Below are 17,477 nucleotides of genomic sequence, written 5' to 3'. Positions count from 1 at the left end.
ATGCGGTCGATGGCGTCATCGACTGCGCGGATGACCTGGTTGCACGCCGCGATTGCAAGCGTCTCCAGCAGCAGCTCGCCGGTACGCGAGCTGTTGCTTTCAAGGACGCGTTGGTCATGCAAGTGGTGTTGCCGCCGGTGCTGCTTACCGCGTCACCGCCTTGAGTAACGCGGCATTGAAGCGTGTCGGGTCCTGCACCTGCGGCGAATGTCCCAGGTCGGCGAATTCGACCAGTGTCGCATTCGGAATTGCGGCCGCCGCGCGCTTGCCCAGCGTGGTGTAATCGCCGACGCGCGCCTTGACCTGCGGCGGTGCGGCGTCCTTGCCGATGGCGGTACGGTCCTTGAGGCCGATGAACAGCGTGGTCGGCACCGCCAGTTTTGGCAGTTCGTAGACCACCGGTTGGTTGAACACCATGTCGTAGGTCAGTGCCTGATTCCAGGCGACCGCCTGCTTGCCGCTGCCCAGCGACATGCCGGCCTGCATGCGCGCCCAGCGCTCAAATTCCGGCTTCCATTGGCCGGCGTAGTACACGTCCATCTGGTACTTCTTGATCCGCTCGAAGCTGGTTTTCAGTTCGTTGTCGTACCAGGCGTCGACGCTGCGCCAGGGGATGCCTTCGGCTTTCCAGTCTTCCAGGCCGATGGGGTCGACCAGCGCCAGATGTTCGGTGGCTTGCGGGTACATCAGCGCATAGCGAATCGCCAGCATGCCGCCCATCGAATGGCCGACCACCACCGCATGTTCGATGCCGAGCTTGGCCAACAGCGCATGCGTGTTGTCGGCCAGTTGCGCAAACGAAAACTGATAGGCCGCCGGTTTGCTGGATTTGCAGAAACCGATCTGGTCCGGTGCGATCACGCGGTAGCCGGCCTTGCTCAGGGCCGCGATGGTGGTTTCCCAGGTGGCGGCGCAGAAGTTCTTGCCATGCAGCAGCACCGCGGTGCGGCCATTGGGTGTGCCGGTTGGCGCAACATCCAGGTAGGCCATTTCCAGCGGCTGCCGTTGCGAGGTGAATGCGTAGGTCTTGACCGGGTGCGGGTAGTCGAAGCCTTCCAGGCGCGGGCCATAACTGGCTTCCTGCGCCATCAGCGGACTGCAGGCCAGGGCGAGCGTGAGGGTGCAAGCGCGCTTTTGCATCGTGATCTCCATCCGAATCCAGCCTGTGACGGTACAGCCGGAGATGTGGTGGGGACGTACAGCCGGGTAACGTTTGGCGGGCGCTGCCGGCGCGTTGCTGGCGATGGCTTGGGTGACCAGTGCAGGCGCCGATGCCTGTTGCCCTCATCCGCGCTTCGCGCACCTTCTCCCGCGTGCGGGAGAAGGGGAGTGGATCGGTTCGCGCAGGGTGCTGCCTCGTTGGCGCTCTGCGCCCTGTGCTGACTGCGCGGGAGAAGGGGAATGCACCGGTTCGCGCTAGGTGCTGCCACGTTGGCGCTCTGCGCCCTCTGCCGACTGCGGGAGAAGGGGAGTGCAGCTGTTCACGCCAGGTGTTTTGTGATTCGAGCTGTGCGCCCCTCTTCTGCTTGCGAGACAGGGGCCTTACATCAACGCGCGCCTGGCAAACCTTCGCCTGGAGATCGGCGCGCGCCTGTGTGGTGGATTGTTTCGACACTCCAAGCGCTCACTCGGTGCCACTCTCGCCCACGACTGACTCAGCATTCGATGACGTTTACCGCCAGGCCGCCGCGGCTGGTTTCTTTGTACTTGTCCTGCATGTCGCGGCCGGTGTCGCGCATGGTCTTGATGACCTTGTCCAGCGACACCTTGTGCTTGCCGTCGCCGCGCATGGCCATGCGGCTGGCGTTGATGGCCTTCACCGCGCCCATTGCGTTGCGCTCGATGCACGGGATCTGCACCAGCCCGCCGATCGGGTCGCAGGTCAGGCCGAGATTGTGCTCCATGCCGATTTCGGCGGCATTTTCGATCTGTCCCGGGTTGCCGCCGAGTGCGGCAACCAGGCCACCGGCGGCCATCGAGCAGGCCACGCCCACCTCGCCCTGGCAGCCGACTTCGGCGCCGGAAATCGAGGCGTTTTCCTTGTAGAGGATGCCGATGGCCGCGGCGGTGAGCAGGAAATCGAAAATGCGTTGCTCGGAGGCGCCGGCGCAGAACCGGTCGAAGTAATGCAGTACGGATGGAATGATGCCGGCCGCGCCGTTGGTGGGCGCGGTGACCACGCGCCCGCCGGCCGCGTTTTCTTCGTTGACCGCGAGCGCATACAGGTTGACCCAGTCCAGCGTGGTCAACGGATCGCGCATGGCCGCTTCGGGTTTGGACGAGAGTTCGCGGTATAGCGCCGGTGCGCGGCGCGAGACGTTCAGGCCGCCCGGTAGCGTGCCTTCCTCGCGGATGCCGCGCGCCACGCAGGACTGCATTGCACTCCATAGCTCGCGCAGGCCTGCACGAATCTCGTCCTCGCTGCGCCAGCTTTTTTCGTTCTCGAACATCAGCGCGGCGATGCTCAGGCCGCTGCGTGCGCATTGCGCGAGCAATTCGTCGCCACTGAGGAATGGGTAGGGCAGCGGCGTCTCGTCGGCCACGATGCGGTCGTCGGCAGCGTCGTCCTGATTGACCACAAAACCGCCACCCACCGAGTAGTAATCGCGCGTGGCGATCACCGCCTCATTGGCGTCGTAGGCGGTAAAGCGCATGCCGTTGGTGTGGTACGGCAGCTTCTGCCGCTTGTTCATCGGCAGGTCGCGCTTTTCGTCGAAGCCAATCGCGTGCTGGCCCATCAGGGTGATGCGCTTGCTGGTGCGGATGCGCTCCAGCGTGGCGGGGATGATGTCCGGATCGATCAGGTTCGGGCGATGGCCTTCCAGCCCGAGCAGCACCGCCTTGTCGGTGCCATGGCCGCGGCCGGTCAGGGCCAGCGAGCCAAACACTTCGGCACGGATGCGCACCACGTCCTGCAGGCGCCCGGCATCGAGCAGCCACCGGTGCACGAAGCGCTCGGCGGCACGCATCGGCCCCACGGTGTGAGAGGAACTCGGACCGATACCGATCTTGAACAGGTCGAACGTGCTGACAGCCATGCGTGCCGGAGAGGTGAGCGTAAAGCCGGCTATTCTAGTCGCTCGACGATTGCGGCACGGCTGCAGCGCAACATGAGACCTGTCCGGTGGCTCTGACCCTGTACCAGCGCGACGATTGCCATCTATGCGACCAGGCGGTGGAAGTGCTGGCGCAGGCGCGCGCGGGCGAGTTCGGCAGCGTGTTCATCGACGACGATGTGGCGCTGGAGTCCGCTTACGGTGCGCGGGTGCCGGTGCTGCGCGATGCCCGCGGACGCGAGCTGGCGTGGCCGTTCGATGTACCCACGCTACGGGCGTGGCTGCAGGGCGCCGGCAGCTGAGCCAGCCGATCCGGCGCCTCAACGATCTGCAGGTGGCAGCGCAAGGGGCGACGGCGAAGCTGGTTGACGGCGAGGCCGGCCAGTCTGCTCGCGTCAGCGGCACCACTGGTCTTCGCAAGGCACGCCGTCGCCGTCGCCATCCATCCGGGTGTCGGGGCAATGCTGCAGTACGTACCTGGCATCGGCGCAGGAGTTCATCTGCGAGCAATGCGTGCGTCCTGCGCAGCTGAACTGCGGCGATGCCGCAGCGGCGGTCGCTGGTACGCGTGACGGTGCGGGTGTCTGGTCGGGGACCGCTGTTGGTGCAACCAGGTCGGCCAGCCGATCGCGCTGCTGATAGGCCACTGCGCCGCCACCGACCAGCAGCATGAGCAGCAGCACCTTGCCCAGGCTCAGTCCTTGTGCGGGATTGGCGGGCGAGGCCGCGCGTGGCGCGGAGCGGACGGGTCCGGCGCCATGCCCAGCGGCGCGCATGATGCGCACTGCGCGGCGGCGGCCGTCGGGACCCGGTTCCGTTTCGAAGGAGATCAACTCGCCCACGCGCGGCGGCTCCGGGCTGCGTGGGAATGCGGAGACATGCACGAACACGTCATCCCCGGCGTGGGCGGGCGTGATGAAGCCGAACCCACGGTCGGTATTCCAGCGGGTCAAGGTTCCGTGGGTGCGCATCGTCGGCGTCCTGAAGTGGTGGCCGAGTCTAGCTGTCTTACGGTGTCATCCAACGTATGGGCAAAAAAAGCGGCGGACCCGACGAGTGGCCCGCCGCTCAGTGGCCGCGTCCGGTTGCGGCCTGCGGCGTTACTTCGCCTTCAACACGACCTTGGTGCTGATCGCAGTCTCGTTGGGGATGGTCTTGGTGTCGGCCCAGTCGCCGCCGCCCACGCCGAAGTCCAGCCGCTTGACCACCGCCTTGCCGGCCAGCACCGGCTGCGCGCCGGGGGTCCAGGTGAAGGTGAGCGTGACCGGCTTGCTGACGCCGCGCAGTTCAAGGGTGCCGTCGGCGGCGTACTGATTGCCGCCCAGGGCGCGGAACTTGTCGGCGCGATAGCGTGCGGTGGCGAACTTGGCGACATTGAAGAAATCCGGCCCCTGCAGGGTCGAGTCGCGGTCGTTGTTGCCGCTGATCGCGCCGGCCAGCGGAATGCGCACATCGAGCTTGGCACCGGCGAGATTGGCCGGATCGAAACTCAGCGTGGTGTCGAAGCCGGGAAATTTGCCGGTAAACACTTCCCCGTCGTACTTGCTGGCGAATACCAGGGTCGAGCCAGGGGCCTGGACATAGTCGGCCGCCAGCACCGGCACGCTGGCGAAGGTGGCGACCAGCGACGCGGCGACCAGCAAGGGAGAGGCGAACAGCTTGGACGTCATGGGAATTCCTCAGGATTTGGGGGAGAGCCAACCGCGCGGCAGCATCCGCGACAGGGTGGCATCACGCTGGAACAGATGGTGGTACAGCGCAGCGCCGGCGTGCGCCAGCACCACGGCAATCAGCAGCCAGAAGCCCCACTCGTGGATGGCGTGGGAGGTGGCGCGTAGTTGCTCGTCCGGCGCGCTGAGCTTGGGCACCGGGAACAGGCCGAACCACCGGAACGGACGCAGGCCGCTGCTGGAGTCGTATAGCCAGCCGGACAGCGGCAGGGCGAAGATCATGGCGTACAGCAGCCAGTGGGTCAGCCCGGCGATGCGCTCCTGCCAGCGCGGCGTGCCTGCCACCGGTGGCGGCGCCCCCGCATGGAGCCGCCAGCCCAGCCGTACGATCACCAGTGCCAGCACGGTCAGTCCGAGCGACTTGTGCGCGGTGTAGACCCAGAAATATTTCGGTGTCTTGGGCAGCTCGCCCATGCTCAGGCCAACGATGCCCAGGACCAGGATCAGACCTGCGATCAACCAGTGCAGGGTCTGGCTGATGCCGCCCCAGCGTTCGATGTTCTTCAGGCTCATGTGCCGGATTCCTGGCTGGCGGGCGGTGCTGGGGAGGTGGCTGGCGGTGGGGCCGCGTCATCGTCGGCGCGGCCTTCGCGGACGGCTTCGGCTTCGATGCGCAGTTCGACCGTGTCGCCGATCATCGATTTCCACGCATCCACGCCGAACGCCGCACGGCTCAGCGTGGCCGTGGCCGAGAAACCGGCGGTGCGGCGGAACGGTGGCAGCGGGTGGCGTTTGAGCGCATTGAGGGTGACGTCCAGGGTCACGGGGCGGGTGACGCCGCGCAAGGTCAGGTTGCCGGTGACCCTGGCACGGTTCTCGCCGCTGGTTTCCACGTGCGTGGAGACGAAATGCGCGTCGGGGAACCGCTCGGCATCGAGTAGGTTGCGTGCCAGGGTGGCCTGGTTCCATTTGGCATCGCCCAGGTCGGCGCGCTGCAGCGGCACAGTGACGTCCAGCCGCGCCGACGCCCAGTCTTCGGGGTCGAACACCAGCGTGCCGCTACTACCGGACACGGTGCCCAACGCCTTGGAAAACCCGGCATGTTCGACCGCGAACAGCACCCGGGTGTGCACGGGGTCCAGTGCATAACGCACCGGCGCGGCGGTAGCGGCCAGGCTGGTCAATGCCAGGGCGGGAAGGAGCAGCAGGCGGGCAAGAGGCGTCATGGGCGGATTCTAGACACATCCCGGCGGCACGCGCGCGGCTTGCGCTTGCAACGATCCATTGCGAGCATGCCGGCTGGACGAGGAAGGGATTCCTGCATGCGTGGTGTGTTGCTGGTGCTGGTCTTGCTGCTGACGGCGTTCCCGGTGCTTGCGGGAGTTCCGGCTATCCCACGTTTCCGGATCGTGGGTGCCGCCGAGGGCCTGCCCTCGACCATGATTACCGCAATTGCACAAGACCGTGCCGGCTATCTGTGGATGACGACCTCCGATGGGCTGGTGCGCTATGACGGCGCCGACTTCAAGGTATGGCGCAACAATCCGACCGACCGTTATTCGCTGCGGAGCAATGTTCTGCAAGCGATGTATATCGACGATCAGGACCGTATCTGGCTGGCGCTGGCCGGCGCCGGGCTGGCGATGTTGAGCGCCGACCGCAGCAAGCTGACCGCCTATCTGCCTGACGACGTGCCTGCACTGTCGCAGGGGGACATCTACGCCATCGCCGGGCGGGGGGATGAGATCTGGCTTGGCATGTCGACCGGCAACGTCTTGCGGCTGGATGCCAAGGGAAATTTCAGCTCGCTCGATCTGTCGAAGATGGACCATCCGCTGGAGCCCAGTCCGGTCTATGCCCTGACGCTGGACGAACGTGAACGCATGTGGATCGGCACGCTCGCCGGTCTGGCGTATCACGACGGGCAGGCGGTGCACCGCGTTTGGCCAGATGGGGATGCCAGCGGTATCAATGCACTGCAGTGGGTCGGGCAACGACTGTGGGCCTCCATGGATTCGGGATTGCGCTATATGGATGCCTCCAGCGCTTGGCATACGCCGAGCTGGGCATCGATGTTTGCGACGGGCAACCGTGTCTGGACCGTGGCCGATGCAGGGGATGGCGAATTCTGGCTGGGCACCGAGCAGGGGCTTTGGCATACCCGACCCGGTCATCCACCGATGCCGGTGAACAACGGCGACGACCCGTTGGTATCCAATCGACATGTCGCCACCATCTGGCGCAGTCCGCATGGTGGCATCTGGGTGCCGTTGCATGGTCGCGGCCTTGCCTACCTGCGTGAAGATTGGCGTCGTACGGCAGTCTTCAAGCAGGTGAACGATCAAGGCAAGGGGATCAGTTGCAGTCTTGCGCCAGCCAATCGTTCTGGCGGGCTGTGGCAGTTCGATAAAAACGGGCGGCTGCTGCGTTACGACACCTCGTCCGGTGCACTGATACAGACCGGTATCCAGCATGATGACCTGGGCGATATGGAGGTTTCATCAGCGCTGGAAGACAGCCGCGGACAGCTATGGCTCGGTAACGGGCGCCATGCGTTGTCGCGACTGGACCTGACCAGCGGCGAGCTGACCCATTTCAGCAGCGATGGGCCAGGCGAGGCTGTGCTCTGGCTTGGAGAGCCCGGTGACGGCTCTATCTGGGCCGCTTTCGAGCAGGTGATACAGCGGCGTGACCTGGCAACAGGGCGTGTTCTGGAGACCATTTCTCAAACGGATCTGCATGGTCTGCAGGAGGCGGTTCATTACCAGATCGGCACCGGGCCCGATGGACGCGTCTGGATCAGCGGAAGTGGCGGACTCCGTGCCTGGGACACGAGAAGCCATCGATTTACGCGGCTGCCAGGACTGGATAGCGATTTCATTCAGCGCTTTGTCGTCCAGGATCAGAATCACGTCTGGCTTTACATCCCGGGAAGCATCGAGCACTGGGAGCTTCGTGGCGGAAGCTGGACACGGGTCCGTCGCATACCTGCTGCCGAAGGCTTTCCGGCCATGGACGCGTATGGTCTTGAACTGGATATGTACGGTCGCGTGTGGCTGGCCGGCGCGCGTGGCCTGTGGCGTATCGATCCGCGAACGGCACGCGCCAAGATTCGCAGTTTCGGTGCGCGCGATGGACTGACGAGCCAGGAGTTCAGTCGTCGCTGTTTGTTGATGTCCAATGACGGTGTCCTGGTCGGTGGGACCGCGGACGGGTTTACCTTGTTGATCGATACCAAGGCGCCTGACATTCCCTCGTTCACGCCGCAGATGCGTCTGGAGGCAGTAAGCGTCTTGCAGGCCGACAGACGTCGTGCGTTGCCGATCGGTGGTGGCTTCTCGCTGGCGCCAGACGATCGTCAGTTGCGCATTAACCTAAGGCTGTTGTCGTTCGTCGATCCGATGGCAAATCACTACCGCACCCGGCTGCAGGGCTTCGACACCGAGTGGGTTGAGCTTGGCGCTGCGGGCATGCGCGAGTTCTCATCATTGCCGCCGGGCAACTACGATCTGGAGATGCAGGGAATCGATCCGCTCGGCAATGCTTCGCAGGTGCAATCGCTGCGGTTTACGGTGTTGCCGCCCTGGTGGCGCAGCGAGGTGGGCATTGCGTTGATCTGCATGCTGGGTTTGTTGCTCGGTGCGCTGCTGGCCGCGGCCTATCGGCATCGCGTGCGCATGCGCGCGCAATGGCAGCTGGCGCAGCACAAGCGCGAGCTGGCCGAGCAGGCCTCGCTGGCCAAGACGCGGTTCCTGGCCACCTTGGGCCACGAGGTCCGCACCCCGATGACCGGGGTGCTGGGGATGAGCGAGCTGCTCTTGCAGACGCCGCTGGACGCGCGCCAGCAGGGCTATGCCGGGGCGATCCAGTCCGCTGGCAAGCATCTGCTGCGATTGGTCAACGATGCCCTGGACCTGGCCCGCATCGAGGCCGGCAAGCTGCCGCTGGATTACCGCGATTTCGATCTGCGGCAGTTGATCCGGCAGGTGGTGGAGCTGGTGCGCCCCAGTGCCGAGCAGAAGCAGCTGGCGTTCGAGTGCGACCTAGACGACGCGCTGCCGCCGGCCCTGCACGGCGATGCCAGCCGGGTGCAGCAGATCCTGCTCAACCTGTTGTTCAACGCGGTCAAATTCACCGAGCGTGGCAGCGTGCGCCTGCGCGTGCTGGCGGTGCCGCACAGTCCTGGCCAGGGAATTCGGGTCGAGGTGCGCGACACCGGCCCTGGCATGAGCGCGGAGCAGCGCGGGCGGCTGTTTCAGCGATTCGAGCAGGCCGAAGGCGCATTGACCCTGGCCCGGCACGGCGGCAGCGGGTTGGGCTTGGCGATCTGCCGTGAGTTGGCGGCGGCCATGGGCGGTGCGGTGAGCGTCAGCAGCGAACTGGGGCAGGGCGCGTGTTTCGTGGTGGAGCTGCCACTGCGTTGGGTGGCCGCATTGCCGGTGGCGGCAGCGGCGGCACGTGCGGTGCCGGCCAGCGAGCAGGCACCGTTGCACCTGCTGCTGGTCGAAGACGACCCGACCGTGGCGCAGGTGATGATCGGCCTGCTGCAGACGCGCGGGCACCAGGTGACCCATGTGCTGCACGGTCTGGCCGCGTTGGCCGAGGTGAGCACCCGCAGCTTCGACGCCGGCGTGTGCGACCTGGACCTGCCTGGCATCGATGGCGCGGCGCTGGTGGCGCAGTTGCGCGCGCGCGGAGTGCGCTTTCCGATCGTGGCCGTCACCGCGCGTGCCGATGCCGATGCGGAGCCGCAGGCGATGGCGGCCGGGTGCAATGGCTTCCTGCGCAAGCCGGTGACCGGTGAGTTGCTGGCCACGGCATTGGCGCGCGCGCTCGCCGACGCCGAGGATGCGCAGGGCGGCGACACTCGCGGTTAGACCGCCAGAGGCGGCAGAGCAGGTACAGTGCAGTCCGGCGCGGGAGTGCGCGCAACCGTGCGAATGGCCGGGACAGGGATGACGATGAAGAAGGGAGTGCTGTTCGTGCTTGCGGCGATGGTGCTGTTGATCGGCATGGACGCGGCGGCGGTGACCCAGATCGAGACGCCACGCATGCGCCGGTTCGGTCCGGCCGAGGGGCTGCCGTCGCGCATGGTGCTGGCGCTGACGCAGGACCGGCAAGGGGCCCCAACGCGGGCCATGCGGGGCCCTGCATCGCGACCGTACATCTAGCCGGTCGCGTGTTGCCAGCATGGTGCGCTGTCCGCACTATGGGCCCAAAGGAAACAACAACCGCATGTCGCCCCCCAACTGCCTTCCCTGTCGCGTGCTGCCGGCCTCGCTGATGACGCGATGCATGCTGCTGTTGTGCCTGGTGGCGGTGTGCGCATGGCCGGTACGTGCATTGGGCGGTGTCCCGGTATTGCCGCAGCCGCGTCAATTGACGGTGGCCGACGGTCTGCCATCCAACGTGGTGTATGGCTTCGACGAGGATGCCAACGGCTATTTGTGGCTGGCCAGCAGCGATGGACTGGCGCGCTATGACGGCCGCAACTTCCGCATCTGGCGAATCGAAGATGGGCTGCGCGACAACCAGGTGTGGGCGGTGCACGTCGACAGGCACAACCGCGTCTGGGTCGGCACCGGGATGGCGGGCCTGGCCATGCTGGACCCGTCGCGGCACCGGTTCACCTTCTACGACGGCACGCGCTACCCCGCACTGCGCGGCGCAGCGATCTGGAACATCAAGTCCACCGACGACGGCAGCATCTGGTTCGGAACTGAAAGCAACGGGTTGTATCGGCTGCGGCCGGACGGGGCGCTGGACCACTTCGTGCATCGCGCCGACGATCCACGCAGCTTGCCCGACAACGCCATCTACCGGCTCGAGGTCGACACCCGCGGCGTGCTGTGGGTGGGAACCGCTGACGGCGCTGCGCACTGGACCGGCACGGATTTCGAGCGGCAGGCGGTTCCGCGCGGCACGTCGCAGATCATCACCCGGCTCACTGCCGACACCGACGGCAGCGTGTGGATAGGAACCGGTGACGACCAGCTGTTTCGACGCGACGCCGAGGGCTCCCTGCATTCGCATCAGTGGAAGGTGTCCGCCAAATTTCCGGTGCTCGGCCTGCTGCTGCGTGACCACGACGGCAGTTACTGGCTCGACACCATGGATGGGCTTGGCCACGCCATCGGCGAGGAGGTGAGCAACGTGCCGTTGTACAGCCTGGCGGCGCATGGTCGCATCCGTCCCAACTGGGAGTCGGCCTATCAGGATCGCGAAGGCGGCGTGTGGTTCGCCAGTCCCAACGGCGGGCTCTGGCATTTACCCTCGAACTGGCGCCGATTCGCGGTGGTGTTCAATTCCAAGGAAGACGGCAACCATGGCGGCAACCTGGCTATCCAGGCCGCAGCCAAATCCAGCGATGGGCGGTTCTGGCTGGTAGGAACCTCCGGCGTGCTCGAGCGGGTCGATCCTGCGGTGGGCAAGATGGAGCGCGTGTTGCCAACCTTGGGAGTGAGCAGCTGGTCCTACAGCGTGCTCGAAGATCGCAAGGGCCGGGTCTGGGTTGGCCATTTTGGAGAACTGGTCCGGTACGACCCGTCCAGCGGCGCGCTGCGGCGCTGGAAGATGGCCGACGAGCAATCGCAGGGCGACGACGAGGATGAAACACCGGATGCAGCGATGGAAGCGCTGCAGCAGACCGCCGATGGACACATCTGGGTGCGCACCACGACCGGGCTGCAGGAACGCGACGAGGAGGGACGCGTGCTGCGTCAATTGCGGCGCGGCAGCCATGGCCTGGACTACGACGTGGTGGTGCACGATCTGCAGAACGGCCCCGACGGCGTGCTGTGGCTGGCCGGAAGCCGGGGCCTGCAGCGCTGGAATGCGGCCAGCGACCGCTTCGAGGCGATCGTCGGTGCGCCTGAAGAGCAGATCTTTACCTTTCGCTTCAGCGACAGTGGGGTCGCCTGGCTGGCCGGCCTGGGCAAGCTGCAGCGTTACCTGTGGAAGGACGGCCGCCTGCAGCACCTGGATACGGTCGGTGCCGAGCAGCAGTTTCCGGCACTGGCACCGCAAGGTCTGGTGATCGATGCCGACGGAGTGGCCTGGTTGTCGAGCATGCGTGGCCTGATCCGCGTCGATCCGGCCACACGTGGCGTGCGCGTCTTCGGCGTGCATGACGGGTTGCCCAACCCGCAGTTCGTGGCGCGTTCGCTGGTGCAATCTTCCAAGGGCATGATTGTCGGTGCCACCCCCGACGGGTTGGTGATCTTCGATCCCCGCGAGCTCAAGCCCAACGAGCACCGCGTTCCGCTGGTGATCGAGCGGGTAGGGCTGCGACGCGGCGAGAGCGGGCTGGATGTCAGTCATGTCCAGCCGTTGCTGGTGCAGGACGGCGATCGCGACCTGCATATCGTGGCGCGCCTGCTGAGCTTTGCCGATTCAGAATCCAATAGCTACCGCTTCCGCCTCAGCGGCTACGACCCGGACTGGATCGACGTCGGTCCCAGCGGTGAGCGCCTGTTCTCACGCCTGCCCGCCGGGGACTACACGCTGGAAGTGCAGGGACGCACCGCCGATGGCATCTGGTCGGAAAGTCAGACGCTGCGCTTCCGCGTCATGCCGCCGTGGTGGCTGTCACCCTGGGGTCTGACCGCGCTGGGGTTGCTGCTGCTCTGCATCATCGCCGCCGCGGTGTTGCTCTACCGCCGTCGCCTGCGCCGCTTGAACGCGTGGCAATTGGCGGTGCACAAGCAGGAACTGGCCGAGCAGGCATCGCTGGCCAAGACGCGTTTTCTGGCCACACTGGGCCACGAAGTGCGCACGCCGATGACCGGCGTGCTGGGTATGAGCGAATTGCTGCTCAAGACCACGCTGGATACCAAGCAACGCAGCTACACCGAATCCATCCGCCGTGCCGGCGCGCACCTGCTGCGGTTGGTCAACGACGCGCTGGATCTGGCACGCATCGAATCGGGGCGGCTGGAGCTGGATTTGCAGCCGTTCTCGGTACGCCAGCTGGTTGCCGAGGTCGAAGGCCTGATGGCACCGCTGGCGCAGGAGCGCGGGCTGCGTTTCAGTCTGGAAGTGGGCTTGCTGGGCGACATCACCGCCAGCGGCGACCCGACCCGCATCCGGCAGATCCTGCTCAACCTGCTCAACAACGCGATCAAGTTCACCGAGCGCGGTGTGGTGGGACTCAAGCTGACCACGTTGGGCTCGTACCAGGGCTTGCGCTTCGAAGTGGCCGACACCGGCCCCGGCATCAATGCCGACCAGAAGGCGCGTCTGTTCCAGCGCTTCGAGCAGGGCGATGGTGCCAAGACCACCTCGCGCTATGGCGGCAGTGGCCTGGGCCTGGCGATCTGCCAGGAACTGGCGCTGGCGATGGGCGGGCATATCGAAGTGATCAGCCGGCTCGGGTCTGGCACGCGATTCGTCGTGGACCTGCCACTGCGCTGGGTAGCCTCCAATGCATCGCTGGGCGGCGAAGTGCCGCGCGCCAGCGCTGCGGTCGCCCCGCAGCGCATCCTGCTGGTGGAAGACGACCCCACGATTGCCGAGGTCATCGTTGGTCTGCTGCGCTCGCAGGGGCATTCGGTGGTGCATGCACCGCATAGCCTGGCCGCGCTCACCGAGGCCGCGGACAACACCTTCGACCTGGCGCTGCTGGATCTGGATCTGCCCGGATTGGACGGGTTTGCACTGGCGCGGCAACTGCGCGTGTTCGGTTACCAGATGCCGTTGATCGCGGTGACCGCGCGCTCGGACGAGGCGGCCGAACCTGCGGCCAGGGAGGCCGGGTTCGAGAGTTTCCTGCGCAAGCCGCTGACCGGCGACATGCTGGCCGACACCATTGCAGACGCGTTGCGAAAGGCGCGGCCGTACGATGGCGCCCGCTAGTCCACCCGCACGACAGCGCTGCGGGAAGCCTGCGGCGGGGTGAGTGAGTGACACGACGGTTTAGCATCGATGCGATGTGGCGATTATTTCGCCAGGCATCGGCCCTGTTCAGGCAGCAGTCGCCTTGCACGCCTGGCTGCGGAGCGTTGCAGCACTGACCAAGGGCAGCGGTCAGCCCTGTGCGTGCCGCCCCGAAACAGAGGGATGAGTCGCACACGCGCATGCGCGGGCTTGCCCGTACCGCGCGTGGCCCCCACTATGCGCCGACTTGTCGTGAAACTCTTCCGGTGCGCCTCTCATCCCGCTTCGCCTATCGGCTGCATGCTGCGCTTTGCTTGTGCCTGTGGCTGATTGTGCTTCCGGCACAGGCGCGCATGCCGGCTACACCGGCGCCCGTGCAGTTGACGGTTGCCGACGGGCTGCCGTCCGACACGGTCAATGACTTCGCCGAGGACAAGCAAGGCTATCTGTGGCTAGCCAGCGATGACGGGTTGGCCAGATTCGATGGCCGCAATTACCGCATCTGGCGAATGGAAGATGGCCTGCCCAGCAACGTGGTCTGGGCCGTCCATGTGGATGCCAGGGACCGGGTGTGGATGGGCTTCGAGGATGGCGGCGTCGGCTTCCTGGAAGCAACCACACGCACCTTCAAGCGGCTGGAAGATCCGCAGTTTCCGGAACTGCGCGATGCCATGGTGTGGGCATTGGCGCAGACACCGAACGGCGACCTCTGGATCGGGACCGGCAAGCAGGGGGTGTACCGCTATCGGGCGGACGGGCGCATGCAGCATTTTGCCGCCACCGGTGCCGATCCCAACAGCTTGCCGTCCGACAGCATCGTCAATTTGGAGGTTGCGTCCGACACGCTATGGATCGGCACCTGGGGCGGACTCGTGCGGTGGGACGGCGAACGCATGCAGCGCGTGCCGCTCCCGGTCGCGGACCAGTCCGTCAACAGGATCTACCTGGAATCGGGCGGAAGGGTGCTATGGGTCGCCGATCTGCTGGGCAACACGTTCCGGCTGGACACCGCCACGCACGCCACATCGCGTCCGTGGCAGATCGCTGCCACCGGGCCGCAGGTAAGAGGTGTCTTGCTGCGCGACACGCGCGGGCGTTACTGGTTGGACACCAGTGCTGGTCTGGGCATCAGCAGTGGCGACGCGCCCATCAAAAAAGTGCCGATCTACAGTGCCTCGGCGCACGGGCTGGTCAACCGGAACTGGATCGCCTCCTATCAGGACCGGGAAGGGGGGCTGTGGTTTGCCAGCCTCGAGGGCGGGCTGTGGCATCTGCCGCCGCGGTGGGACACCTTCGCGGTGTTCTCGCATCATGAGGATGATCCGCAGTCGCTCTCCAATCCGTCGATCGCTGCGATGGCGCCTTCGGCGTCGGGCGGTGTCTGGATGGCGGGGACGCGAGGCGTGCTGGAGTACTTCGATCCGCTGAGCGGAAAGGTGACGCGGCATGTGGCCAAGATCGATCCAACGCGCGTCCCCGATACCGTCTTCGAAAGCAGGCAGGGGATGGTCTGGATCGGCGTACAGGAAAGCCTGATGCGCTACGACCCGCGCACGCGTCAGGTCAAGCGTTGGCCGCTGCTGCAGGATATCGATCCCACGGTCGACCCCGACAATGCGGGCAGGCCGGGCAAGATGGTCGAAGATGCACAGGGACGCATCTGGGTGGCGCTGATGACGCAGGGCATCCAGCAGTGGAGCGACGCGGGGCAACTGCTCAGGACGATCGACTACGGAACCCATGGGCTGAAGGCGCTGACCGTGCTGGACATGCGGATCGGGCCCGATGGACAGGTCTGGCTGAGCAACAAGGCCGGCCTGTGGCGCTGGGACCCGAAGGCGGACCGCTTCGTTGCGGTGCCCGGCGCGGCTGCCCTGCCAACGTATGTGTTCCGCCTGGGAGATGGCGGCATCGTCTGGGTGGGGCTGGCCGGCGAATTGCGGCGGTATCTATGGAATGGCGCCCAGCTCAAGCACCTGGATACCGCAGGAAGGGAGCAGGAGTTCCCGAAGGTGGCACCGACCGGCATGGTGATCGACGCCGGTGGGGTGGCCTGGGTGTCCAGTCACCGTGGGCTGATTCGCGTCGACCCTGCCAGCAGGCTGGTACGCGTGTACGACGTGCACGACGGCCTGCCCAGCTCGCCCATGCAGATCGCCACGCTGGTGCAGGCCCGCACCGGGCAGATACTGGGTGGCACCTCCGATGGGGTCGTGGTGTTCGATCCGTCCACGATGCGGCCGAACGTACGCCGGCCGCAGCTGCTGATCGAACGTGTGGGCCTGCGGCGTGGCGAACGCAGCCTGGATGTCACCGGCACCACGCCGCTGCAGATGCAGGACGGCGACCGCGACCTGCACATCGTCGCGCGCATGCCCACCTTCACCAATCCCGAGTCCACCAGCTACCGCTTTCGCTTGAGCGGCTACGACCCGGACTGGATCGATGTCGGCTCCAGCGGCGAGCGCCTGTTTTCGCGCCTGCCCGCCGGACACTACACACTGGAAGTGCAGGGGCGTACCGCCGACGGCATCTGGTCGGAAAGCCAGCAGCTGCGGTTTCAGGTGTTGCCGGCGTGGTGGTGGTCGCCCTGGGGCATGACCCTGTTTGGCCTGCTCGCGCTCAGCATTGTGATCGCATCGGTGCTGCTCTACCGCCGTCGCCTGCGCCGCTTGAACGCGTGGCAATTGGCGGTGCACAAGCAGGAACTGGCCGAGCAGGCGTCGCTGGCCAAGACGCGTTTTCTCGCGACACTGGGCCACGAAGTGCGCACGCCGATGACCGGCGTGCTGGGCATGAGCGAATTGCTGCTCAAGACCACGCTGGATACCAAGCAACGCAGCTACACCGAATCCATCCGCCGTGCCGGCGCGCACCTGCTGCGGCTGGTCAACGACGCGCTGGATCTGGCACGCATCGAATCCGGGCGGCTGGAGCTGGATTTGCAGCCGTTCTCGGTACGCCAGCTGGTTGCCGAGGTCGAAGGCCTGATGGCACCGCTGGCGCAGGAGCGCGGACTGCGTTTCAGCCTGGAAGTGGGTTTGCTGGGCGACATCACCGCCAGCGGCGACCCCACCCGCATCCGGCAGATCCTGCTCAACCTGCTCAACAACGCGATCAAGTTCACCGAGCGCGGCGTGGTAGGGCTCAAGCTGACCACGTTGGGCTCGTACCAAGGCTTGCGCTTCGAAGTGGCCGACACCGGCCCCGGCATCAATGCCGACCAGAAGGCGCGTCTGTTCCAGCGCTTCGAACAGGGCGATGGTGCCAAGACCACCTCGCGCTATGGCGGCAGTGGCCTGGGCCTGGCGATCTGCCAGGAACTGGCGCTGGCGATGGGCGGGCATATCGAGGTGATCAGCCGTCTTGGGCTGGGCACCCGCTTCGTGGTCGACCTGCCGCTGCGCTGGGTGGCCTCCAATGCCACACTGAGCGGCGAGGTGACGCGTGCCAGTGCACTGGTCCCGCCACAACGCATCCTGCTGGTGGAGGACGACCTGACCATCGCCGAGGTCATCGTCGGCTTGCTGCGCTCGCAGGGGCATTCGGTGGTGCACGCACCGCATGGCCTGGCCGCGCTCACCGAGGCCGCGGACAACGCCTTCGACCTGGCCCTGCTAGATCTGGATCTGCCCGGATTGGACGGCTTCGCCCTGGCGCAGCAACTGCGCGTGTTCGGTTACGAGATGCCGTTGATTGCGGTGACCGCGCGTTCGGATGAGGCGGCCGAACCCGCGGCCAGGGAGGCCGGCTTCGACAGTTTCCTGCGCAAGCCGCTGACTGGCGACTTGCTCGCCGACACCATTGCCGAGGCGCTGCGGCGTGTGCGTACGCGCGACGAGATCTAGTTGGCCGCTCAACGATTGACAACGGCGGT

Annotated in this window: 11 protein-coding genes; 5 read left to right on the top strand and 6 right to left on the bottom strand. The window is 65.9% G+C overall.

Annotated features, from left to right (window positions below):
* Positions 1-144: 144 nt before the first annotated feature.
* Both ACCQ12_RS14085 and ACCQ12_RS14080 read right to left on the bottom strand, forming a co-directional pair.
* Entirely contained in the window at positions 145-1,152 is a 1,008-nt protein-coding gene (locus ACCQ12_RS14085; RefSeq protein WP_372382004.1) for an alpha/beta fold hydrolase, read from the bottom strand.
* A gap of 503 nt (positions 1,153-1,655) precedes the next feature.
* Entirely contained in the window at positions 1,656-3,038 is a 1,383-nt protein-coding gene (locus ACCQ12_RS14080; RefSeq protein WP_047697415.1) for an L-serine ammonia-lyase, read from the bottom strand.
* A gap of 86 nt (positions 3,039-3,124) precedes the next feature.
* Here ACCQ12_RS14080 and ACCQ12_RS14075 point away from each other — a divergent pair, with 86 nt between their 5' ends.
* A complete protein-coding gene (locus ACCQ12_RS14075) occupies positions 3,125-3,358 on the top strand; it encodes a glutaredoxin family protein (protein ID WP_047697417.1) in 234 nt (77 codons plus the stop codon).
* A gap of 93 nt (positions 3,359-3,451) precedes the next feature.
* On the opposite strand, the gene ACCQ12_RS14070 is transcribed toward ACCQ12_RS14075, so the two are convergent.
* From ACCQ12_RS14070 to ACCQ12_RS14055, 4 genes are all read right to left on the bottom strand, one after another.
* Entirely contained in the window at positions 3,452-4,027 is a 576-nt protein-coding gene (locus tag ACCQ12_RS14070) for an excalibur calcium-binding domain-containing protein (RefSeq protein WP_372382003.1), read from the bottom strand.
* Between the two features lie 129 nt (positions 4,028-4,156).
* Positions 4,157-4,726: a YceI family protein gene (locus ACCQ12_RS14065; protein ID WP_166744568.1), complete on the bottom strand. Its 570-nt coding sequence runs from the start codon at positions 4,724-4,726 to the stop codon at positions 4,157-4,159.
* 9 nt (positions 4,727-4,735) lie between these two features.
* Positions 4,736-5,299 carry a cytochrome b gene (locus tag ACCQ12_RS14060; RefSeq protein ID WP_166749065.1) on the bottom strand — a complete coding sequence of 188 codons (564 nt, stop codon included), beginning with the start codon at positions 5,297-5,299 and terminating at the stop codon, positions 4,736-4,738.
* The gene (locus ACCQ12_RS14055) at positions 5,296-5,952 is read right to left on the bottom strand and encodes a YceI family protein (protein WP_123137285.1); all 657 of its coding nucleotides are present in this window, start codon (positions 5,950-5,952) and stop codon (positions 5,296-5,298) included. The genes ACCQ12_RS14060 and ACCQ12_RS14055 overlap by 4 nt, the downstream gene beginning before the upstream one ends.
* A 96-nt stretch (positions 5,953-6,048) precedes the next feature.
* Here ACCQ12_RS14055 and ACCQ12_RS14050 point away from each other — a divergent pair, with 96 nt between their 5' ends.
* The 4 genes from ACCQ12_RS14050 (at position 6,049) to ACCQ12_RS14035 (ending at position 17,448) form a co-directional block, all read left to right on the top strand.
* Positions 6,049-9,603: a hybrid sensor histidine kinase/response regulator gene (locus tag ACCQ12_RS14050; protein WP_372382002.1), complete on the top strand. Its 3,555-nt coding sequence runs from the start codon at positions 6,049-6,051 to the stop codon at positions 9,601-9,603.
* 78 nt (positions 9,604-9,681) lie between these two features.
* The gene (locus ACCQ12_RS14045) at positions 9,682-9,897 is read left to right on the top strand and encodes a hypothetical protein (RefSeq protein WP_158255438.1); all 216 of its coding nucleotides are present in this window, start codon (positions 9,682-9,684) and stop codon (positions 9,895-9,897) included.
* Between the two features lie 64 nt (positions 9,898-9,961).
* Positions 9,962-13,579 carry a hybrid sensor histidine kinase/response regulator gene (locus tag ACCQ12_RS14040; RefSeq protein ID WP_372382001.1) on the top strand — a complete coding sequence of 1,206 codons (3,618 nt, stop codon included), beginning with the start codon at positions 9,962-9,964 and terminating at the stop codon, positions 13,577-13,579.
* A 374-nt stretch (positions 13,580-13,953) separates the two neighbouring features.
* Positions 13,954-17,448: a hybrid sensor histidine kinase/response regulator gene (locus tag ACCQ12_RS14035; RefSeq protein ID WP_372382000.1), complete on the top strand. Its 3,495-nt coding sequence runs from the start codon at positions 13,954-13,956 to the stop codon at positions 17,446-17,448.
* Positions 17,449-17,477 lie beyond the last annotated feature (29 nt).

This window comes from Xanthomonas sp. NCPPB 1068 (assembly GCF_041479385.2).
Classification (GTDB): Bacteria; Pseudomonadota; Gammaproteobacteria; order Xanthomonadales; family Xanthomonadaceae; genus Xanthomonas; species Xanthomonas cannabis.
This window is presented reverse-complemented; position numbering and strand designations above follow the sequence as displayed.

Excerpts from the sequence above, each read along its gene's own strand:
- ACCQ12_RS14045 (WP_158255438.1), top strand. The coding sequence starts at position 9,682 with ATGACGATGAAGAAGGGAGTGCTGTTCGTGCTTGCGGCGATGGTGCTG.
- ACCQ12_RS14085 (WP_372382004.1), bottom strand. The coding sequence starts at position 1,152 with ATGGAGATCACGATGCAAAAGCGCGCTTGCACCCTCACGCTCGCCCTG.
- ACCQ12_RS14055 (WP_123137285.1), bottom strand. The coding sequence starts at position 5,952 with ATGACGCCTCTTGCCCGCCTGCTGCTCCTTCCCGCCCTGGCATTGACC.
- ACCQ12_RS14050 (WP_372382002.1), top strand. The coding sequence starts at position 6,049 with ATGCGTGGTGTGTTGCTGGTGCTGGTCTTGCTGCTGACGGCGTTCCCG.
- ACCQ12_RS14060 (WP_166749065.1), bottom strand. The coding sequence starts at position 5,299 with ATGAGCCTGAAGAACATCGAACGCTGGGGCGGCATCAGCCAGACCCTG.
- ACCQ12_RS14040 (WP_372382001.1), top strand. The coding sequence starts at position 9,962 with ATGTCGCCCCCCAACTGCCTTCCCTGTCGCGTGCTGCCGGCCTCGCTG.
- ACCQ12_RS14065 (WP_166744568.1), bottom strand. The coding sequence starts at position 4,726 with ATGACGTCCAAGCTGTTCGCCTCTCCCTTGCTGGTCGCCGCGTCGCTG.
- ACCQ12_RS14080 (WP_047697415.1), bottom strand. The coding sequence starts at position 3,038 with ATGGCTGTCAGCACGTTCGACCTGTTCAAGATCGGTATCGGTCCGAGT.
- ACCQ12_RS14035 (WP_372382000.1), top strand. The coding sequence starts at position 13,954 with ATGCCGGCTACACCGGCGCCCGTGCAGTTGACGGTTGCCGACGGGCTG.
- ACCQ12_RS14070 (WP_372382003.1), bottom strand. The coding sequence starts at position 4,027 with ATGCGCACCCACGGAACCTTGACCCGCTGGAATACCGACCGTGGGTTC.